Origin of the sequence: Streptomyces sp. NPDC051567 (genome assembly GCF_044454165.1) — a bacterium.
Classification (GTDB): Bacteria; Actinomycetota; Actinomycetes; order Streptomycetales; family Streptomycetaceae; genus Streptomyces.
Genome location: NZ_JBITDK010000004.1, coordinates 271,670 through 291,777, shown reverse-complemented (window position 1 = coordinate 291,777; position 20,108 = coordinate 271,670). Strand labels below are relative to the sequence as shown.

The 20,108-nt window shown below is 72.8% G+C and carries 19 protein-coding genes; 9 read left to right on the top strand and 10 right to left on the bottom strand.

Features of this window, described 5'->3' with window-relative positions:
• Window positions 1-267: 267 nt before the first annotated feature.
• Window positions 268-1,335 (bottom strand): CdaR family transcriptional regulator, encoded by a 1,068-nt coding sequence (locus tag ACIA5F_RS07225; RefSeq protein ID WP_399350063.1) that lies wholly within the window; start codon window positions 1,333-1,335, stop codon window positions 268-270.
• 181 nt (window positions 1,336-1,516) lie between these two features.
• Here ACIA5F_RS07225 and ACIA5F_RS07220 point away from each other — a divergent pair, with 181 nt between their 5' ends.
• Window positions 1,517-2,155 (top strand): class I SAM-dependent methyltransferase, encoded by a 639-nt coding sequence (locus tag ACIA5F_RS07220; RefSeq protein ID WP_399350061.1) that lies wholly within the window; start codon window positions 1,517-1,519, stop codon window positions 2,153-2,155.
• A 57-nt stretch (window positions 2,156-2,212) separates the two neighbouring features.
• On the opposite strand, the gene ACIA5F_RS07215 is transcribed toward ACIA5F_RS07220, so the two are convergent.
• Both ACIA5F_RS07215 and ACIA5F_RS07210 read right to left on the bottom strand, forming a co-directional pair.
• Window positions 2,213-3,835, bottom strand: a complete 1,623-nt coding sequence (locus ACIA5F_RS07215) for an MDR family MFS transporter (RefSeq protein WP_399350059.1) — start codon at window positions 3,833-3,835, stop codon at window positions 2,213-2,215.
• 173 nt (window positions 3,836-4,008) lie between these two features.
• Window positions 4,009-5,223 (bottom strand): glycosyltransferase, encoded by a 1,215-nt coding sequence (locus ACIA5F_RS07210; protein ID WP_399350057.1) that lies wholly within the window; start codon window positions 5,221-5,223, stop codon window positions 4,009-4,011.
• Between the two features lie 386 nt (window positions 5,224-5,609).
• Between ACIA5F_RS07210 and ACIA5F_RS07205 the strand changes: the two genes are divergently transcribed.
• From ACIA5F_RS07205 to ACIA5F_RS07195, 3 genes are all read left to right on the top strand, one after another.
• Complete coding sequence (locus ACIA5F_RS07205) at window positions 5,610-6,302, top strand: TetR/AcrR family transcriptional regulator (protein WP_399350055.1); 693 nt, start codon at window positions 5,610-5,612, stop codon at window positions 6,300-6,302.
• Between the two features lie 198 nt (window positions 6,303-6,500).
• The gene (locus ACIA5F_RS07200; protein WP_399350053.1) at window positions 6,501-7,037 is read left to right on the top strand and encodes a hypothetical protein; all 537 of its coding nucleotides are present in this window, start codon (window positions 6,501-6,503) and stop codon (window positions 7,035-7,037) included.
• Between the two features lie 138 nt (window positions 7,038-7,175).
• Window positions 7,176-9,344, top strand: coding sequence for a hypothetical protein (locus ACIA5F_RS07195; RefSeq protein WP_399350051.1), 2,169 nt, complete (start codon window positions 7,176-7,178; stop codon window positions 9,342-9,344).
• A 104-nt stretch (window positions 9,345-9,448) separates the two neighbouring features.
• Here the strand turns inward: ACIA5F_RS07195 and ACIA5F_RS07190 are convergent, their stop codons facing one another.
• The 6 genes from ACIA5F_RS07190 to ACIA5F_RS07165 form a co-directional block, all read right to left on the bottom strand.
• Window positions 9,449-10,099 (bottom strand): hypothetical protein, encoded by a 651-nt coding sequence (locus ACIA5F_RS07190; protein WP_399350049.1) that lies wholly within the window; start codon window positions 10,097-10,099, stop codon window positions 9,449-9,451.
• Window positions 10,096-10,662: a DUF6114 domain-containing protein gene (locus tag ACIA5F_RS07185; RefSeq protein ID WP_399350047.1), complete on the bottom strand. Its 567-nt coding sequence runs from the start codon at window positions 10,660-10,662 to the stop codon at window positions 10,096-10,098. Before ACIA5F_RS07185 ends, ACIA5F_RS07190 begins: the two co-directional genes overlap by 4 nt.
• Window positions 10,653-11,210 (bottom strand): DUF6230 family protein, encoded by a 558-nt coding sequence (locus ACIA5F_RS07180; protein WP_399350243.1) that lies wholly within the window; start codon window positions 11,208-11,210, stop codon window positions 10,653-10,655. The genes ACIA5F_RS07185 and ACIA5F_RS07180 overlap by 10 nt, the downstream gene beginning before the upstream one ends.
• A 213-nt stretch (window positions 11,211-11,423) precedes the next feature.
• Window positions 11,424-12,182: a MerR family transcriptional regulator gene (locus ACIA5F_RS07175; RefSeq protein WP_399350045.1), complete on the bottom strand. Its 759-nt coding sequence runs from the start codon at window positions 12,180-12,182 to the stop codon at window positions 11,424-11,426.
• A 28-nt stretch (window positions 12,183-12,210) separates the two neighbouring features.
• Complete coding sequence (locus tag ACIA5F_RS07170) at window positions 12,211-13,407, bottom strand: methyltransferase (protein WP_399350241.1); 1,197 nt, start codon at window positions 13,405-13,407, stop codon at window positions 12,211-12,213.
• 114 nt (window positions 13,408-13,521) lie between these two features.
• Window positions 13,522-13,872 carry a tetratricopeptide repeat protein gene (locus ACIA5F_RS07165; RefSeq protein WP_399350043.1) on the bottom strand — a complete coding sequence of 117 codons (351 nt, stop codon included), beginning with the start codon at window positions 13,870-13,872 and terminating at the stop codon, window positions 13,522-13,524.
• 163 nt (window positions 13,873-14,035) lie between these two features.
• On the opposite strand from ACIA5F_RS07165, the gene ACIA5F_RS07160 reads away from it, so the two are divergent.
• Entirely contained in the window at window positions 14,036-15,001 is a 966-nt protein-coding gene (locus ACIA5F_RS07160; RefSeq protein ID WP_399350041.1) for a pirin family protein, read from the top strand.
• 118 nt (window positions 15,002-15,119) lie between these two features.
• Here ACIA5F_RS07160 and ACIA5F_RS07155 read toward each other — a convergent pair whose 3' ends face one another.
• Entirely contained in the window at window positions 15,120-16,382 is a 1,263-nt protein-coding gene (locus ACIA5F_RS07155; RefSeq protein ID WP_399350239.1) for an MFS transporter, read from the bottom strand.
• A gap of 349 nt (window positions 16,383-16,731) precedes the next feature.
• On the opposite strand from ACIA5F_RS07155, the gene ACIA5F_RS07150 reads away from it, so the two are divergent.
• Genes ACIA5F_RS07150 through ACIA5F_RS07135 form a run of 4 tightly spaced genes read left to right on the top strand, consistent with a single transcriptional unit; the run spans window position 16,732 to window position 20,052 of the window.
• Window positions 16,732-17,352 carry a 2OG-Fe(II) oxygenase gene (locus ACIA5F_RS07150; RefSeq protein WP_399350039.1) on the top strand — a complete coding sequence of 207 codons (621 nt, stop codon included), beginning with the start codon at window positions 16,732-16,734 and terminating at the stop codon, window positions 17,350-17,352.
• Window positions 17,353-17,379: 27 nt separating this feature from the next.
• A complete protein-coding gene (locus tag ACIA5F_RS07145; RefSeq protein WP_399350037.1) occupies window positions 17,380-18,027 on the top strand; it encodes a 2OG-Fe(II) oxygenase in 648 nt (215 codons plus the stop codon).
• A gap of 11 nt (window positions 18,028-18,038) precedes the next feature.
• The gene (locus tag ACIA5F_RS07140) at window positions 18,039-19,166 is read left to right on the top strand and encodes a DUF6421 family protein (protein ID WP_399350035.1); all 1,128 of its coding nucleotides are present in this window, start codon (window positions 18,039-18,041) and stop codon (window positions 19,164-19,166) included.
• Between the two features lie 37 nt (window positions 19,167-19,203).
• Window positions 19,204-20,052: a DUF6202 family protein gene (locus ACIA5F_RS07135; RefSeq protein ID WP_399350033.1), complete on the top strand. Its 849-nt coding sequence runs from the start codon at window positions 19,204-19,206 to the stop codon at window positions 20,050-20,052.
• The last annotated feature ends 56 nt before the right edge of the window (window positions 20,053-20,108 follow it).

Below are 20,108 nucleotides of genomic sequence, written 5' to 3'. Positions count from 1 at the left end.
AGCGCACCGAACCACCCGTGAACGCACCGGATCAGGTGGTACGGGAGAAACCGGCACATCCTGGAATCCGATGGGCTGTGTCGGAACTCTAGGGACTGGAACCCGCGGTCAGAATTGGCCCGGACGACGAAGTTTCACCCCTGTGCACAGGCCGGATTGTGCGCCGTGCACAAGGCCGGCTCCGCAGGGCCCCGGCGGGCCCGGCCGACGGCGGGCGCGGCGCGTGGTGTGCGGTGCGTGGTGTGCGGCGGGCGGTACGCGGCGGGCTCAGTCGAGTTCGGTGAGATGGAGCGCGACCTGGAGGACCACCGCGTCCTGGAACGAACGGGGATCGCGCGAGGTGAGGTGTTCGATCCGGCGCAGCCGGTAGGCCAGGGTGTTGCGGTGCACGTTCAGGGACCGGGCGGCGCAGGTCAGGCTGCGGTCGTGGGCGAGGTAGACCCGCAGGGTGTGGCGCAGCTCGGCGGAGAGCGGACCCAGAATCCGTTCGGCCGTCGTGGCCCTGGTCCCCGGGTCGAGCCGGTCGAGCAGCGCGGGCAGCTCCAGATCGGCCAGACGGACCTCACCGACCGGCTTGCGGCGCATCGCGAACACGGCCTGGACGGTCCGTTCGGCCAGCGCGGCGAAGTCCGCGGAGCTTCCCGCGTCCAGCGTCCCGATGTCCCGCCGGGTTTCCCGCAGGGCCGAGATACGGCGGCGCAGCGCCACCGCCGCGGTCCCGCCGGCCACCGCCCACACCGTCCCCTCCGCGTCGGCCGCGACCAGGACGGCGCTCTCGTCCACCTCCAGCCAGCGGTACAGGTCCCGGGGGCCCGCGGGCGGCCCGGACCGGCCGCAGCCCAGGGCGAAGAGGGCGTACGGGGGTTCCACCCGGCAGCCCGCGAGCTGCTGGCGACGGCGCCAGCTCCGCACGGTCAACCGGCCGGCTATGAGGTCCTCCACGATCTGCTGACGCACCCGGTGCCGCCACCCGGCCTCGCCGAGGAACGCCTGCTGCATGGCCATCAGCTCGGCCAGGCGCACGATCGCGCGGGCGATCTCACCGACCTCCTGCGGCTCGCCGCTGACGCCGACGACCCCGACGATCTCGTCGTTCAGCCGCAGCGGGAGGTTGACACCGGCCCGCGTGCCGTGGAGCCCCCGGGCCCCCTCCCCGGTCACGGAGAACGGCAGCCCTGTCTCCAGCACCTTCAGGGCGCCCTCGTGGAGGCTCCCCACCCGCGAGCGGTCACCGCTGGCGGTGATCGTGCCGCGCTCGTCCATGATGTTCACATTGACCCCGAGGCGGCCGACGATGTCATCGACGATGGCCTGAGCGGTGGTGCCGGCAATCATGGGGTCAACATACCCGTGACCTCGTGGAACGCCGCGGCCGTGCCCCCCTGCGGACCGCCCGTGCGGACGGCCCGGCTCCGCACGGCGGGGGCGCGCCGGAGCACGCGTCGCCGGGGACCACGTCCGTCCGGCCCTCCCGGCCGGGGCCGTGCTGTCAGTGGCGGCCCGTAGGGTTTCCGGAGTGGACACCGATCAGATGAACGGGGCGGGGGCACAGCCGTGCTCCGGGGTCCAGTGGTACTACGCGCAGTACGCGGAGGCCCTGGCCCACCGGTACGAGGGACTGAGCTTCGACGTGCTGTACGAGGAGGTGCTGCCGTGGCTGCCCACGGCGCCCGCCCGTGCCGCCGACATCGGGGCGGGGACCGGGCGGGACGCCGCGGCCCTGGCCCGCGCGGGGTACCGGGTGACGGCCGTCGAGCCGGTCCGGGAGATGCGGGAGGTCGCGTCCCGCCTGCACCCGGAGGAACTGGTCTGGCTGGCGGACGCGCTCCCGGAGCTGAACGCGGTGCGGGGCACCTTCGACCTGCTGCTCCTCTCCGCCGTGTGGATGCACCTGGACCCCGACGAGCGGCCCGTCGCCATGGCACGGCTGAGCGAACTCCTCGCGGAGGGCGGCCGTCTGGTCGTCACGCTGCGGCACGGGAGGCCGCCGAGGGACAGACGGATGTTCGACGTCCCGGCCGAGGAGACGGCCGCCCTCGCCGCCGCACACGGCCTGCGCCCGCTGCACGCGAGCACCGGCGGGGACCACCTGGGCCGCGACGGCGTCCACTGGAGCCGGCTGGTCTTCGAGAAGCCGCAGGCGGACACAGCATGACGACGGTACGGGAGACGCCTCCGCTGAGCGCGTGCCGGTAGGGCCGCGCCGGTGTGCCTAGTCGGCGGAGAGGACGGTGTCCGGGACGCGCCGGGCGGCGATCACGAAGGCGAGGAGGGAGACGGCGGCGGCCGTGAGGAAGACGGCCTGCATGGAGCTGACGTAGCCCTCCAGGAAGGGCCGGGCCACCACCGGGTCGAGAGCGCGGAGGAAGGCCGAGTCCTCCAGGTTCACACCGCCGCCGGGCCGCAGGACACCCTCCAGCGGGACGGCGTTCGCCGGTTCCCCGGCCGTCCGGCGCAGCGCCGGGTCCGTGAAGGCCGCGGTCAGCCGCTCGGTGATCCGGGGTCCCGCCAGGGTGAAGAGGATCGAGAGGAACGCGGCGGTGCCCACCGTGCCCCCGTTCGAGCGGAAGAAGTTCACCGACGCGGTCGCCGCCCCCATGTCCCGCCGGGGCACCTCGGACTGGGCGAGGGTGGTGATCGTCTGCATCGCCGCGCCCAGGCCCGCGCCCAGGAACAGCATGCCGAGGCCGACGTACCACAGCGGGCTGTCCACCCGCAGCGTCGCGAACAGGGCCATGGCGACGGTGAGGGAGCCGGTGCCCGCCACCAGGTGGACCTTGAACTTCCCCGTCCGTGACATCAGCCGGCCGACCACCAGCGTCACCGCCACGTTCGCCACCACGGTGGGCAGGGTGGCGAGACCCGCCTCCACCGGGGTCATGCCCTGGACGAGCTGCAAGTACAGCGGAAGGACCGCCATCGCACCGAACATGCTGATGCCGACGACGAAGTGCAGGACGGCCCCCAGCCGGAACGCCTTGATGCGGAACAGCCGCAGCGGCAGCAGGGCGGCGTCGCCCGCCCGGCGCTCCAGCAGGACGAAGGCGGCCAGACCGGCCAGCCCGACGGCGTACAGGGCCAGCGCCCGCGGGGAGGCCCAGCCCCAGCTCCGCCCCTGCTCGGCGATGACGAGGAGGGGGACGATCCCGGTCGCCAGCGCCACCGCCCCTGCGTAGTCCAGCCGGTGGCGCACCGGCTCGTGCGGTACGTGCAGCACGCGCAGGATGACGACGACGGCCAGGGCCGCCAGCGGCACGTTGACCAGGAAGATCCAGCGCCAGCCGTCGATCCCGAGCAGGGTGGCGTGCTCCGCGAAGACCCCGCCCACCAGGGGGCCGACGACACTGGAGGCGGCGAAGACCGTCGTGATGTAGCCCTGGTAGCGGCCCCGTTCACGCGGCGAGGTGATGTCGGCGATGATCGTCATGGCGAGGGACATCAACCCGCCGCCACCGAGCCCCTGCACCGCCCGGAACCCGGCGAGCTGGTGGACCGAGGTGGCGAACCCGCACAGCAGCGACCCCGCGGTGAACAGGGCGATCGCCCACAGGTAGACCGGCCGGCGGCCGTGGACGTCGGAGAGCTTTCCGTACAGCGGGGTGGCGATGGTGCCGGTCACCAGGTACGCGGTCGTCACCCACGCCTGGGCGGTCAGCCCGTGCAGGTCGTCGGCGATGGTGCGCAGGGCCGAGGAGACCACCGTCTGGTCGAGCGCCGCGAGGAACATCCCGAGCATGAGCCCGTACAGCACGGTGACGATCTGCCGGTGCGTCAGCCGGGCCGGTGCCCGCGGCCCGCCGTGCGGGGCGTCCGCCGTCGGGGGTGGGGGCGTCACGGGAACCTCCTTGGCCACGCGTCCGGGCTCCGCGCGTCCGGGCTCCGCGCGTCCGGGCTTCCGCGCGTACGGAGCTGCCGGGGCGCGGCCGGGCAGCGGGGCGGGTCGGGGGTGGGGCGGGGCCGAGCCGGGGAAGGGCGCACGCGCCGCCCCGGCTCGGAGGCTGCGGTGCGCTACCCGACGAGCTTCTCCAGGTCGGCGACGGCGTTGTCGACCTCCGGCAGCGCCAGCATCGCCAGCCGGGCCGTCCGGGCCCGCGCGCGGATGCCGGAATCGGCCAGCACCTCACGGCAGACGGCCGCGATCCCCTCCGGCGTGGCGTCGGTGATCTCCCGGCCGAGTCCGAGTTCCTGGACGCGCCGCGCGTTGTCGTGCTGATCGCCGAACTGGGGCAGCACCGCCATCGGCGTGGCCGTGCGCAGCGATTCCCGGATGCTGTTGAACCCGCCGTGGGTGAGGAACAGGTCGACGGATTCCAGCAGCAGCGGCTGCGGCAGCCGCTCGGTGACGTGGACGTGCGGCGGGAGGCCGTCGGTGTCCGCCGGGATTCCCATGGTCGCCACGATGACGGTGCACTCGTCCAGCAGCGCCGCCGCCCCGATGATCGTCCGCAGGGTCTCGACCGGGTCCGGGATCGGGAACGGCAGCTCCTGGGCGTCCTCCTGTTCCAGCTTCTCGCGGATCAGGGGGAGCGCGGTGCCGATGGAGGTGAACAGCAGCGGTCGGTCGGTGGGCAGGTCCACGACCCACTGGGGCAGGACGGAACCCCGGTCCACGGTCACCGTCTGCCGGTAGGACCACGACGCCGGCAGGTGCTGGGCGAAGGAGAAGGACGGCGGGACGTAGTCGATCCGGCCGTGCGGGACGACCGACAGCGGGTCCTCGCGGACGGGCAGCCCGTGCTGTTCCCGCAGGGTGTTGAGGCCCGGCAGGAGCGCGGCCGGGTCGAACAGGTTGCTGGCCCCGGACGGGGTGGGCAGCTGCGGGATGCCCAGCAGCTCGCCGATCAGGACGCTGGCCATGTCCATGCCGTCACGGAGAATGACATCGGGCCGGAAGTCCCGTACCAAGGGGAGCAGGGTGCCCAGCATCTGTTGCGCCATCGGGCCGGACAGGGACTGGTGCATGAAGTGCATCATCCGTTCGCGCGCCACCTCCGGGTCCGGGTCCGGGTGGTCGGCGCCGGGCGCCGCCGGTTGCGCCTGGGCGCCGGGCGTGAAGTCGGCGAGACAGCTCGTGACCCGGACATCGTCCCGTTCGAACACCGAGGCGATGGGCTCGGTGGTGGCCGCCAGGACCTCGTGGCCGGCCGCGGCGAGAGCGCGGGCCAGGGGCAGTTGGGCACGCCCGTGGGAGGGGCTGCCGACGGTGGTGAACAGTATGCGCACGAATGATGCCTTTCTGACGGGGCTTCTTGCCGCAGGTCGCTCAAGGCCGCTGCCGTGGGGCAGGGAAAGGGTTCCGCTCGTGACCGTGACCGTGGCTGTGACCGGGTGCGTCCATGTGAACGGACGGCCGGCGCGAGCCCGGAGCGGTCCGCCGGACGCGGCGGCACACGGGCACCCGGACGCACGGGCACACCGGCGTACCGGCCGGAGCGGATATCAGGAGGAGGGAGAGGGGAAAGAGACGTTCCGGGTCACCGCCCGTTGACGAAAACGTAGGGTCGGCCCGGTCGTGGGTCAACGACGGGTGACAACGTCCGACGGCTTTCGGACACGAGGGAAGCCGGTCGGGCGACACGTGCGGCACGAGGCAGGTGGAGGTGTGACAGGTGAACAATCCTGATGAATCGCGGCAAGACGGAACTCCCCTCGCGCGAGCCCGCAAACATGACGCGGCGGCCACCCGCGCCGCTCTGACGGGCGCCGCCGCCCTGCGTTTCGGGCGGTACGGCTACAACGGCACCCGCGTCCGGGACATAGCCGGGGACGCCGGAGTGGACGCGGCCCTCGTCTACCGCTACTTCGGCTCAAAAGAGGCACTGTTCGAGGCGGTGTCGACGAGCACGGCCCTCTTCGAGCCGCTGCGCGGCCTGCCGCTCGAAGACGTGGCGGCCTGGGTCCGGGACGTCGTCCTCAACGCGCCCACGCAGGGCGAGGTCCCGCACCCGGTGCTGTCGGTGCTCCGCTCCTCCGGCCAGGAGGGGGCCGTCGCGAGGCTCCGCGGCGAGATCGCCGAAGTCTTCTCGGAGGGTTTCGCCGGACGGCTGGAGGGCCCCGACGCCGGGCTGCGCGCCGAGCTGCTCGCGGCCTGGCTGCTCGGCGCCACCCTGATGAGGATGGCCATCGGGACCCCGGAGCTGGTCTCCGCCTCGGACGGCGCGCTGCTCCGGTGCCTCCGGGCGGGGATCGATCCGCTGCTGGACCCGCCCGGCGGCCACGAAGGCCCCGGGGAGCGGCGGCCCCCCGGGGCCGACCCCGACCCCGACCCCGACCTTGACCCCGGTACCGGTACCGGCCCGTGAACCGTCCCGGCTCCGGGACATGGGTCCGCCCCGTACAACTCCTATCGGCCACCCCCCACTTGCCGCCCGTCGGTCATACGCGCAGGTGGGCGGGTTTGGTCCGGGCGGGAGTGGCCGAAAGGGTTCTGCCTTGATCGATATTAGGTTAGCCTTACCTCAGTTCAGCCCCTCTTCCCGCACCTGAAAGGTGTTCTTGTGATGCGTGCTGCCTCCCTGCCCCGTACCGCCGCCCGCGCGGCCCTCGCCTCCGCCGCCGCCGTCGCGATCACCGTCGGTCTGGCCGGTTCGGCCTCGGCCGCCACCTCGACGCGTACGGTCACCGACGGCGCGACCTACAACCTCAGCGTCACCGCGCCCAGCACCCTCGCGGCGGCCGGGCAGAACGTCACCGTCACCGGCAGCGGTTTCAACTCCGCCAAGGGCATATACGTCAGCCTCTGTGCCGTCAACGGGGCCCAGGGCGCCAGCAAGCCCACCCCCTGCCTGGGCGGTTCGGACCAGGCCGGCACCACCGGCGCCTCGCACTGGGTCAACAACACCTTCGGCGGGACCCTGCCCAACACCTCGGTCTTCGGTACCGGAGGCTCCTTCAGCGTCACCGTCCACGTCAAGGCCGACCTGGGCAACGGCCAGATCTGCGGCGACACCGTCGAGTGCGCCATCGTGACCCGCGCCGACCACTTCAACTCCGCCAACCGCAAGTACGACGTCCACGTCCCGGTGACCTTCAACTAACAGCAGTCCGGGGGCCCGCGCGTCCACGCGCGGGCCCTGTGGCGTGTGGCGAAAGGGGCTCCCCGGCTGCCGCCGGGCGGGCCCCCGGGCCGATGGCGCCACGTCCACGACACGCCCCGCCGTCCCGACGAGGAAGCCATGACACCCCACCTCCCCCTCACTCCCGGCCGGGCGGGCGCCGCCACGGCCGCGCTCGCGCTCGTGCTCGCCTCGGCCGCCTCCGGCAGCCACGTCTCCGCCGCCGGGCCCGGCCGGACCGTGCTGGGGGCGAACGGACAGCAGCTGACCGTGTCCGCCGCGTCCGGGCTGGACCCGGCCGGGCAGACCGTCCGCGTCACCGGCAAGGGCTTCGACGAGACCAAGGGCGTCTACGTCGCCCTCTGCAAGGACAACGGCGACAACCGGACCCCCGCCCCCTGCGTGGGCGGCGCCGACACGAGCGGCGGCTCCAAGGCGTCGCAGTGGATCGTCCCGAAGAACGACAGCCACGCGGGCGCCCTCGGCATCCCCTACGGCGACGGAGGCAGCTTCGACGTCGAGCTGAAACTGACGGCCTCCACCCACGGCCTGGACTGCGCCGCGATCGTCTGCTCCGTCGTCACCCGCGTCGACCACCGGGGCGCCGGGGACCGCTCGCAGGACGTCCGGATACCGGTCGCGTTCGGCAGCCAGGAACCGCCCGGCCCCGGCGGCGAGGGCGTCGACGTACCCCAGGGCACCGTCGCCTACAAGGAGGCGGCGCAGTTCACCACGGCCGGCCGCCCCCTCGACCTGATGCTCCACCCCGACTCCAAGAAGCTGTACGTCGCCGCCGCCGACCTGCCCGACACCGCGGACACCAACGAGAGCGGACTGCACGTCCTCGAACCGGCCGACGGGAAACTGCGCTCCACCGTCGGCCAGGCCCCGGGACCCACCGGAACCCTCGGCCGCCGGGCCGTGAAACAACTGATCGCCCCGCTCCCCGGCGACGGCGCGCTCTTCGTCTACCCGCTGCGCGGCATCGGCACCGCCAAGGACGGCGACGCCGCCGCGGCGGGCGCCTGGGTACCGGGCACGACCGTCACCGACGCCGCCCCGGGGGTCACCCCGGGCACGGTGCTGGTCGCGCAGGGCCCCGTCCTCTCGGAGGTCGACCTCGCCACCGCGGCCGTGAAACGGTCCGTCACCCTGGAGGGCGGGGACCAGTTCGCGCTCGACGCGAAGCGCGGGACGGTGTGGTTCACCGACGTCGGCAACCGCCGCATGTACCGGATCGACACCGGCACCTTCCAGGTCGCCGCGACCGTCGAACTCCCGGCGGGCGACGGCTTCGGCGGGTTCACCGAGGTGGAGCCCACCACCGGCGCGGTCTGGGTCGCACTGGACACCTCCGTCGTCGTCCACGACGCGACGGGCAAGCGGCTGCGCGTCCTGCCCGGCACCGACATGCCGAGGGCGGCGCGGTTCGACCCGCTCACGCACGAGGCGTTCGTGGTCTGGCAGGACACGGGGGACCCGTCCCAGCAGGGCAGCGACAACAACGGGACGTTCACCGTCCACCGCACCACCGACCTCCAGGAGGTGGCCGCACCCGTCGTCCTGTCCGGAAACCAGGCCCAGTCGGGGTCGGCGGCCCTCGCGGTCGAGCCCGGGGGCGGGGCCGTGTTCGTCTCCAGCCCGGCCGAGGGGAAGATCACCAGGCTGGAGCGGAAGGTCTCCCCGAAGGTCACCCAGGGCCCCACGGACCAGTCCGTCGCACCCGGCACCAAGGTCTCCCTGACCGCGCAGGCGGAAGGGACCCCGCGCCCCGCCGTCGCCTGGCAGGTCAGCACCGACGCGGGCCGCACCTGGCAGCCGGTGGCGGGGGCCACCGCGCAGACGTACGCGTTCACGGCGGCGGCCGGGCACGACGGGCACCGGTTCCGCGCGGAGTTCCGCAACGAGGCCGGGACCAGCCGCACCACCCCGGTCACGCTCACCGTCACCACGGACTCCACGGGCGGCACCACCGACGGAGGCTCGACCTCCGGGGGCACGGGCGGGGTCGCGGGCGGCGGTTCCTCCGGCACGTCCGGCTCCTCGGGCACGTCCGGCTCCTCCGGCGGTACGGGGGGCTCCGGTGACAGCGCCGGCAGCCCCGGTACGGTCGGTGGCGGCGGCGCGGTGGGCTCCGGCGGCTCGGTCGGCCCCGCCGGCAAGGTCCCGGCCGGCGGGGCACTGGCCTCCACCGGCGCGGCCGTGGCCACCCTGGGCGGAGCCGCGCTCGTGCTCACGGCGTCCGGCTGGTTCCTGGTCCGGCGCAGGCGGCAGGGCACCACGGCCTGACGCGGGCCGACCGGCCCGCGCCGGCTCCTCTCCCCTGACCGCGCGAACGGCCCGCCCGCCCCGGAGGTACCCCGGGGCGGGCGGGCCGTGGTGCGTGGCGCGGGTCAGGGGCCGACGATGATCTGCTGCGCCGGAGCGGTGGTGTCCGTGACCTGGTAGACGGCGTTGAAGGTGGAGAAGGTCGCGCTCGTCGGGCAGCCGAACCCGCCCGTGACGGAGACCGGCACGGACGCGTTGGTGAAGGTCAGCTTCGACGGCACACCGTTCGCCCAGGTCCCGGCCACGCCCGCCGGGGCGGTGGGGGCCGTCGTGACCGTACAGGTGGCCAGGCCGCTCGTCTGCACGACGAGCCCGCCGACCGGCACGTTCAGGGTGGCGGTGACGGGGGAGCCGTTCTGCATCGACACCGTCCACGGGCCGCTGGTGGTGACCGTCGGGGTCACCCCCGGCAGGCTGGCGGTGCAGGAGCTGTACGTGGGCGGCGAGATCGGCGAGGAGACCGGCCCGGCCGCGTTGTGGTTGCCGGGGGCGGCCGGCACGCTGCCGGTGGAGACGGAGACGGAGCAGGTCACCGTCACCGAACCGGCCTTGAGGGTGGCCCTCCCGGTCAGCGTGGCCTTGAAGGCGTGCCCGGCCGGGGAGACGGTGGTCGGCCCGGCCAGCGGTACGGGCGCGGCGCTGGCGGTGACGGAGGCCATCGACAGGGCCCCGGCGGCGGCCATCCCGAGGGCGAGCGAGGTGCGCGTACGGCTCATGGCTGTGCTCCTTGGGGATCGTTGCGCGGGTGGGGGTGGGGGTGGGGGTGCGTGGGGGGTGCGGGCACGGACGCTGCGGGCGGTGCGTCGTGGGGGTGATCGTCACCGGTGGTCCCGGTGGTCCCGGTGGTCCCGGCGCCGTGGGCGCGCCGGTCGGCGTACGGCTGCCAGGCGAACATCAGCCCGCCGCCGACGATGCCCAGCAAGGTGCCGAACAGGAAACCGCCCAGGTTCGACAGGACCAGCGCGGCGGTCGCGATCAGGGTGGTGAGGACACCCGCGAGAACGCGCTGCGCGGGCGAGAACCAGACGGTGAGCCCGAGCACGATCATGACGATCCCCATCAGGACGGACGGAATGCCCGCCACCCCCTGAAGGAGCATCACCTTCAGCGGCGCCAGCGGCAGGACGCAGATCTCGGCCCCGGCGAGCAGGGCGAAGAACCCGCCCCAGAAGGGTCTGCCGCGCCGCCAGCGACGGAACCGGCCCGATGGGGCGCCGTCGGTACCGGCGTCGGTACCGGCGTGAGGGCCGGACCGAGGGGCGGCGCGTCTCAGAAGCATTCCTTCTTGCCCTTGCTGATGTTCATGCTGAGCCCGGAGAGCTTGAAGGTGCCGGCGTTGGTGGCCCACGCCGTCTGCTGGAGATCGCTGATGCTGACGGTGTCCGCCTGCTGGGCGAAGAGGTCCTGCATGCCCTGGGCCTCCGCCGGCCCCTTGTCGAGGGTGGAGGCGTCCCGCCCGATCTCGATGTTGGTGAAGACGGCGTCGCCGGAGAGCTGGGTGGCGTCGACGAACAGGTTGGTGGCCTCGACGGGGGTCTTGCGGCCCGCGGTGAGGTTGAGGGAGATGTCGCCGATCATCGGGAGCGTGGTGACCACGGACTGGCAGAGGCTGTAGAGCTTGGCCTCCTTGATGGCGGTGACCGCCACCGGTATGAGTTCCTGGCGCGCGTTGACGTCGACGCTGCCGTACTGGGCGAAGCCCTCGCCCTCCAGGTTCTTCGCCGAGACCTTGAACTGCTGCCCCGACACGGCGAAGGAGGCGGCCAGCGCGCCCTGTGCGAGGGCGATGCCCAGACCGGCGGTCACGGCCACGGCGGGGACGGTCAGGAGCGCGAACCGCCGCCAGCGGACCCGGCCCGCCGTGCCGTCTCTGCCACTGTTCCCGTCGTCGCGACGGCCCGGCGGTTCGGATGCGTTCGGAGTATCTGCCATGAGCATGTCCCTTGCTCTCGGCTGTGCACCGTTGTTACCGACGAGTTGAATGTAAGAGTGCCAATGAGGGTTGGCAAGGTTGTGCGAGCGCACCTTTTCGGCCGACTCCTACTGCTCCGTACGCAACAGTTCGCCAACCTCCTCGTCCATCCGCCGCGCCATCGCGCGGGCGAACTCGGCGGCCACGACCTCGCCGGCCACCGGCCGCAGCGCCGCCACCGCCTCCGTGATGTGCTGGAGCCGCGTGGCCGAAAGATGCTCCAGCCCCTCCGCCCCGACCACATGCCGCCGGAACAGCCCGACGAACCGGTCCGCCAGCGCCGCCGCCTGGGACTGGACGAAGTCCCCCGCGTCCAGGATCTCCGCGAGCGGCACCCCCTGCCGCACCAGCGCCACCGTCGCCTCCAGCAGCCGCCGGCTCGGGTACGTGACCAGGTCCCCCTCGATCCGTACGTACCCCAGCTCCACCGCCCGCCGGGTGTCCTCGGCGGTCGCGGCCGGGCCGAACAGCTCCCGGAACGCGGCCCGGTCCATCGTGACCGGCTCCTCCCGCACCCAGTCCCGGGTCATCTCCCGCTCCAGGCCCAGCAGTCGGGACAGACCGCCGCCGCCCTCCTCCCACGCGTGCAGCAGCTCGGCGATGCCGTTGACGGTGTAACCACGCCCCAGCAGATCGCTGATCAGCCGCAGCCGGGTCAGGTGGTCGTCGGAGTACCAGGCGATCCGGCCCTCCCGGCGCGGCGGCGGCAGCAACCCGCGCTCCTGGTAGTAGCGCAGGTTGCGCACCTTGACCCCGGCCGCCCGGGCCACGTCCTCGCGGCGGTAGCGCCCGCCCTCCCCGCCCGCGTTCTCCCCCTGGCTGCTCATCCGGCCGAGTCTAGGAGATACCGGCAGGTCACATGGGGCGCTGCTGCTCGCTCCGCTTGACCGCCCGCAGCACCACGAACTTCGGCTCGCTCGCCACGACTTCGCTGTTGCCGAAGAGCCGGCGCAGGTGCGTGTGGTAGCCCATGTGCCGGTTGGCGACGATCCACAGCTCCCCGCCGGGCCGCAGCACCTTGCGCGACTGCGCGAACATCCGCAGCGCCGTCGCGTCGGTGGTGGCCTGATGGGAGTGGAACGGCGGATTGCTCAGCACCAGGTCCACCGAGCCCGGGGACAGCATCGCCACACCGTCGCCGACGAGGAACTCGGCGGTCCGCCGGCCCTCGCGGACGTTCGCCCGGTACGTGGCCCGCGCGGAGGCGACCGCCTGGTACGACTCGTCGGTGAAGACCACCTCGGCGTCCGGGTCGGCGACCGCGACCGCCGTGCCGACGACACCGTTGCCGCACCCCAGGTCCACGACCCGGGCGCCGTCCGTGTTGACCGGCAGGTTCTGGAGGAAGAAGCGGGTGCCGACGTCCAGCCGGTCCGCGCAGAAGATCCCGGCGTGGTTGACGACGGTCAGACCGGAGCCCGTGCCCGCCTCCTCGTCCACCGTGTACGTCAGCGGCCACGGCCCGGGGGTCGTGGGGTGGACCGCCCCGGGCGTGCCCGGCGTGCAGAAGATCAGCCGCGCCTTCTTCTCCGCGAGGGAGGTCTTCGTCGGGCCCAGGACCTTCTCGAAGACACGCAGGGTGGAGGTGTGGATCTCCTTGACCATGCCGGTACCGACGACCACCGTGCCCGCGTGCACGTGCGGGGCCAGCCGGTACAGCTGGTCCTCGAGCAGCGCGAGGCTCTTGGGCACCCGTACGAGCAGCACGTCGATCCGCTGCGGCGGCGGGTCCTGCGTGGTCAGCAGCGTCACCGTCGCCTTGGACGTCCCGATCCCGGCCCGGTCCAGGTTGGCCGCGGTCGCCGAACGGGTGAGGGAGGAGTCGGTGATCTGCGTCGGGCGGTAGGCGGCGAGCGCCGTGGTCAGCGTCCCCCAGCGGTCCCCGAGCACGGTGATCTGCCCGGCGCCGGCCAGGTCCACCGGAGCGCGCTCCCCGGTACCGGAGTGGAGATGGCGCAGCAGGTACTCGTCGGCGGCGTCCCAGGCGCGGAGCCGGTCGCGCGGGTCCTCGGGGAAGCGGGTGAGCTCGTAGGAGCCGAAAGGCGTGGTCAGACGGTTCATCGTGCGCCCAGGCTAACCGAGGCGGCGGCCCGGCCCCGCACGGGCGGGGCCGAACCGGGGACGCGGGCCGTGCGAAGCGCGCCGCCGCGCGCTGTCCGGCGCGCCCTATTCGGGGAGATCGCCGGCCATCGCCGCGGCGAGCCGCAGGTACGGGGCCGCCTCGGCCGCCCGGCCCTGGCGCTGCAGGGTCCGGCCGAGCATCAGCTGCGCGTAGTCCTCCACCGGCCAGCGCTCCACCAGGGCGCGGAGCTCGCGCTCGGCACGGGAGAGCTGGGCGGAGTGGTAGTAGGCGCGGGCCAGCAGCAGCCGGGGCGCCAGCTGCTCGGGGGCCTCGCCCGCCAGCGTCTCCAGGACGATCGCGGCCGTCGCGTACTCCTTCGCGTCGAAGAAGAGCTGGGCCCGCGCCCAGCGCTCGGCTGCCGTCCCCTGCTCGTGGTACGTCGTCGACGCGTCCATCGGGTCCCTTCCGCCGTCCGGGTGTCTCTTCGGTGGCTCCAACGCCGCCGCTCCGCCGCGCATTCCTCACCCCGCCTCCCCGGCTCCCCGCCGGGCCGCCGCCGCGCCGGAGCCGTCGTCGCGTGCCCGCCACGGAGCACGGGACACCCCTTAGGTTGTCCGCATGAGTAATCTCGATCGCCGGCCCGTCCTCTCCGCCTGCGGCGGCCGTGGCTTCGTCGTGGCCGAACCGGTACGCGAACTCCTGAGCCCCCGTACCGTCACCCTCGGTGAGTCCACCGAGGTCCGCCGCCTCCTGCCGAACCTGGGCCGCCGGATGGTGGGCGCCTGGTGCTTCGTGGACCACTACGGTCCGGACGACATCGCCGACGAGCCCGGCATGCAGGTCGCACCGCACCCGCACTCCGGGCTCCAGACCGTGAGCTGGCTCCACGAGGGCGAGGTCCTGCACCGCGACAGCGTCGGCAGCCTGGCGACGGTGCGTCCGCGCGAGCTGGGCCTGATGACCTCCGGCCGCGGCATCAGCCACTCGGAGGAGAGCCCCCGCCCGCACGCCCGCCTCCTGCACGGCGCCCAGCTGTGGGTGGCCCTGCCGGACGCCCACCGCGATGTGGCACCCCACTTCCAGCACCACGCCGAGCTGCCCCTGGTGACGGCCCCGGGCCTGACCGCGACGGTCATCCTGGGCACCCTGGACACGGCGACCTCGCCCGGTACGGCGTACAGCCCGATCGTCGGCGCGGACCTCAGCCTCGCCGCGGGCACCGGGACCCGGCTCCCGCTCGACCCCGACTTCGAGTACGCGGTCCTGTCGATGTCGGGCGAGGCCCACGTCGACGGCGTCCCGCTCCTCCCGGGCGCCATGCTCTACCTCGGCTGCGGCCGGAGCGAACTCCCGCTGCGCGCGGTCTCGGACGCGGGACTGATGCTCCTGGGCGGGGAGCCGTTCGAGGAGGAGATCGTCATGTTCTGGAACTGGATCGGACGCTCCCAGGAGGACATCGAGGGCTTCCGCGAGGACTGGACGAACGGCACCCGCTACGGCGAGGTCAAGGGCTACGACGGCCCCCCGATCCCGGCCCCCGAACTCCCGGCCACGCGCCTGAAACCGCGCGGAAGGGTGCGCTGAACCCCAGTGACGGCTCAGGGGGACGAGGACGCCGTCGGCCACGAGCACGGCGGAGTCCGGTCCGCGGCGATCTCCGCGACCTGGTCGTGACCCGGTCGTGACCGGACCGCGCGCGGGCTCATCCGGCTGACGAACCGATCTGGCTCCCGGTGTGCGCCCGCCCCGCTCCGAGCCTGTGGACAGCGGGAAGGGTCAGCAGGACCAGGCCCGTCAGGGCGAGCCACAGCACGCCGTTGCCCACCGACAGCAGTCCGGCGAAGAGGGCGGGAGCCAGGACGTTCGCCAGGCCCCAGGAGGTCTGGAACGCGGCGCTGTAGCGGCCCTTGAGCGCGTCGGGGGCCGCTTCGTGCGCCATCGTCGTCATCACCGGTACGAAGAGCGCGTCGCCCACCGTTCCGACCAGGGCCGCGCCCAGGATCACGAAGGCCGCCCACTCCTTGTCCCACTGCTCGGCGGACGAGAGCAGCAGGAACGCACCCGCGAACACCAGACAGGCGGCCACCAGGCTGTGCGGGCGCGGCCGGGACTCGGCGTACGCGGCGGCCGGGACCTTGGCGGCCAGCAGGGAGAGGGAGGCGGTGAGCACGGCCGCGCCGGGCAGCCAGGACGGGCCGTCCATGACGTTCAGGGCCACCAGCGGCAGCATGACCGACAGGCTCTCCGACGCCAGCGCGAAGGAGAGCTGCACGAGGCAGAGCAGGAGGAAGGGCCGGTCGTCCAGGAGGGCCCGCCACCCGGGGCCGTCGGCCGGTTCCGGCCCCGGCGCCCGCGCCGTGGGCGCGGCGGGCACCCGTACCGTGAGCAGCAGCAGCGCCGCCGCGCAGTAGCTCACCGCGTTGGCGTACGCGAGCAGGTGCAGCCCTCCGGGGCTGGCGAACAGCGCGCCGCTCGCCGCCGCTCCCACGCCCCCGCCGGCCATGAATCCGCCGATGCGCATCACGTTCTGCGTGCCGAGGGCGCGCGGCAGCGCCGCCGTCGGCACGAGGCGGGCCACCATCGGGGCGTTCGCCGTCCAGAACACCCGGTCGGACGCGGCGAAGAGGGCGGCCAGTACGACGAGTTGCCAGGCGGAGCCGACCGTGGGGAAGAGGGCGAGGACTCCGGCGCGCACGACATTGCTGAGGAGGGCCGGGCGCAGGGGCCCCCACCGGTCGACCAGGTTCCCGCCCAACGGGCCCAGGGCCAGGCCGATCAGCCCTCCCGCGCTGAGCGCGGCGCCCACCTGGGCCATGGGCATGTCCTGGGCCCGGGTGAAGAAGATCAGCGCGACGGGAGCCCACAGGCCGTTGCCCACGGCGTCGATGAGCATCGCCGCCAGATAGCCCCGGTAGGCGCGGGTGCGCGGGGGGCCCGCCGGTTCGTGTGCACGGCGGCGCAGCACGCGGTTCAATCGCTACGTCCTTCGGCGGATCGAATGCCTTCGGCGGCCCGCACGGAAGACGGGCGCCGAAAGCCGGAATGAGAGATTCCTCATGCCGACCGTGGCAGGGTACGCCTGCGGTGCGCATGCCGGTCCGCTTGCCGCACGGCGCGGCGCGTCGTGCGGAACCCATCGGTCGCGTACCGGCGGCAAGGGGGCGTGCGAGGAACCCTCAAGCGGGTGGGAGCGATCCGGCAAGGGCGTGCGGGCAGAGTCCTGTTCCGGCGGGCCGCCGTGTTCCAGCGGCTCCGGGGCCCGCCGCGCAGTCCCCCCTTCGACGCGGCCGTACGGCCCGGGCAGTGAGGTGACCGTGATCGACACGCGGCAACGGGTGGTGTCCCACACGCACCCGCATCCCCACCACACGGCGGACGGCCTCTTCCGCGCCGAGGACCTCCGACGGCTCCAGGCACAGGTGCCGGAGCGGGAGGAATTCATCCGTGCGGTGAAGGAAGGCCCCCAGCACGACAAGAAGTACCGGCTGTGGCTGGTGACGCTCTTCGAAGGGCACGAGCGACGCCCGGCCGCCGACCGGCTCCAGCCCGCCTGGGCCGAGTTGCTGGAGGAGGTGCTGAGCCCCGGGTTCGGGGAGTGGCTCTCGGAGGGAACCGGCATCGACGTCCGCCGCAGCGCGCTCGACGTGAACATCTCCCTGCGCGAGCCCGGCGACTACCGCAACCGCCACCGCGGCAAACCGGACAAGGCACTGAACGCGGTCCTCGTCCTCAACGAGGAGTGGCCCGGCGCCGGAGGCGTCTACGAGCTGTGGGCGCGGGACTCCGGCGAACGTCCGGCGAGCGTGGTCGAGCCCGCCCCCGGGCGGATGTACACGGTGGTGCCCTCCGACGTCTCCTGGCACGCGGTGACGCCCGTGACCCCCCAGGCGCCGGCGGACCTGCTGACCCTGTCCCTGGGCTACTGGAAGAGCTGACGGAGCGACGAGCGACAAGGACGACGCATGCTGAACCTCAACGCCACGTTCGTGCACATGGACTCGCCGTACACGCTGCACGTGGCGCAGAACACGCTCACGAAGGACGAGGCGACGGACCTCTTCACGACCGCGCCGATCGACCGGATCACCACCATCTCGCGCACCGACCCCACGAGCGAGAAGCAGTACCGGATGAACCTCACCTACCTGATGGTGAACGGCAAGGAGGCCCGGACCGCACACATGCTCCCGGCCCCCTGGCGGACCCTGTTCGACGATCTCGTGAGCGACCGGTTCACACGGTGGCTCTCGGCGGGCACCGGAATCGAACTGGGCGGCCTGTCACGGGACATGGGCATCTACACCCATGTCGACGGGGACTACATCTCCGTCCACAAGGACAAACCGGAGAAGGCCATCACCGCCATCCTGTACCTCAACGACAGCTGGCCCTCCGACGGCGGCGGGGAGTTCGAGGTCAGGATGTCCGCGGACGCGGGCGAGCCGCCCGCGCTCAGCCTCCCGCCGCGCCCCGGCCGGCTGCTCGCCTTCCCCCCCACGGACTCCTCGTGGCACTCCGTGTCCACCGTGCGGACGGACGGCGGCCGGCCCCGGCTGACCGTGCAGCTGGAGTACTGGTTCGCGCACGAGGATCGCTACAGCGGCATGTGAGGTGGAGTCAGTTGACGTACACGAACGACGATATGGCCGACACCTTCGACGAGGTGAACGCGATCCGCGAGGAACTGTGCGGGGACCGGTCGGCGTTCCGTGACCCGGACTTCCTCAAACGCCTCGGTGCGCGGGTGGAGAGGACGCACGCGCTACGGCGCAGGCCGATCGTCCGGGCCTTCCTGGAGGACATCAGGCAATTCACCGGGGGCGCCAGGCTCACCGCGACCAAGAACCACATCAACGAGCGGCGGGACAACCACCTCTTCTCGCTCTTCGACGCCTCGTACTTCCCGTCCCTGAGCCTGGACTACCTGACCTACGAGACGCTGCCGACCGACCCGCACCTGGCCGACCGGTACGCGAGCAACACCATGCCGGTGCTGGTCACCCGGCGCTCGCGCGGCTTCGACGCCCGCGCCGTGGTCGCCCTGTTCCCGGAGAACCAGATCGACGGCTCCCAGCAGCCGGACGACCTCATCTTCTACTTCATCGACAAGTTCGTGGAGCGCCACTTCGCGATCACCCGCACGATGATCCGCCACGTGATGGCCGACGGCAGCTTCCCGACGCTGAGCGACGCGTCCGAGGCCGAGGTGCGCCAGGCCTCCTCCTGGTGGGTGCGGCTGCACGAGTACCACCACCGGCAGGGCCCCATGCCCATCCCGGAGTTCCTCTCCGCGAAGAAGTCCAAGCCGCTGGCCGGACTGGAGGAGCTGCGGGTCGACGTCTGCGGCATGCTCGCCTGCCTGCACGACACACGGCTGCCGACGGCACAGGCGCGGCGCGCGTACGAGTTCATCCTCGCCGAACGGCTCCTGCGGTACGCGGTGGAGGGCATCCCGCGGCCGAACTACGACGCCGTCGCCTCGCAGCTCCTGTTCCACTACCTCGCCCGCCGCGGGGCGATCGTGCTGGAGGGCGGCATCATCCGGCTCGGCGGCGGACTCCCCACCGCGCTGGCCGACTTCCTCGCCGAGATCCAGGCGATCGAGCACAGGATTCACCAGGAACCGGTCGACGCCGTGAAGAAGAGGCTGCGGGCCTTCACCGACGAATACACGGACTACGACCCCGAGATCCGCGACTACCGGCACATCCCCTTCTTCGCGGACGTCAAGAGCCGACTGGGCGTCTGACGACGCCCGCGACCCGCAGAACCCCACTGGAGCGAGCGTGACTGCTGTACGACCTTCCCGCGCCGGGCACAACGAGCTCGATCAGCGGGTGGAGGCGGAAATCGACAAGGCGGGGCTCCGGCGCGCGGACCACCCCTTCTTCAAGGTCGCCCGCGGCGTCGAGTCCGTCGACGCGCACGCGGCCCTCGAAGTGGCCTGCCGCTGGCGGGCGATGACCAAGAGCTTCATGCTCACCACACTGTCCGGCCTGGGGGTGCTCGCCCGCACACTGAACTCCCGTGGCGACGAACCGGGACGCGACCTCCTGGGAGCCTTCCAGACGGCCTACCGGGTGATCGGCGACGACCTGGACAACGTCGCCGCCGCGTTCCGGGAGGTCGCCCCGGCGGGCCCCGACGGCATCCACTACCTGTGGTGGGACGACACCGTGGTCGCCCCCGTCGCCGCCCTGCTGGACACGGCGCGGCAGCGGTCGGCCGCCGAACTGCCCGCCCCGGTCACCGCCCTCCTGGCGAACATGGAACGCCTCGCCGACGAGCCGCTGGGTCCCGGGGTGCAGCTCCGCGTCGTCGAGACCATCGCCCTGGACATCGCCGTCGCCTTCCGGCGGATGTTCCCCAGGACCGCCGTGCCCGCCGGGCACGGCGCGCTCTTCACCGGCCCGGGCGACCTGGCCTGGATCGACTCCCACATCAAGGCCGAGACCGGGCACGCGGCGCAGGTCAGCGACGACGAGAGCGGGATGACCGGCCTGGTGGCCGACCCCGCCGACGCGGAGCTGTTCCTCGCGCTGGTACGGGAGTACGCGCAGAACTGGTCGCGCGCGCTGGAGACCTTCGCACGGAGCCTCGTACCGGCCCTCCCGGAGCAGAGCGCCGGCAACTGATCACAGCGGAGCGCCCCTTGCGCGAGCGGCCGGACCGGTCCCGCGCAAGGGGCGCC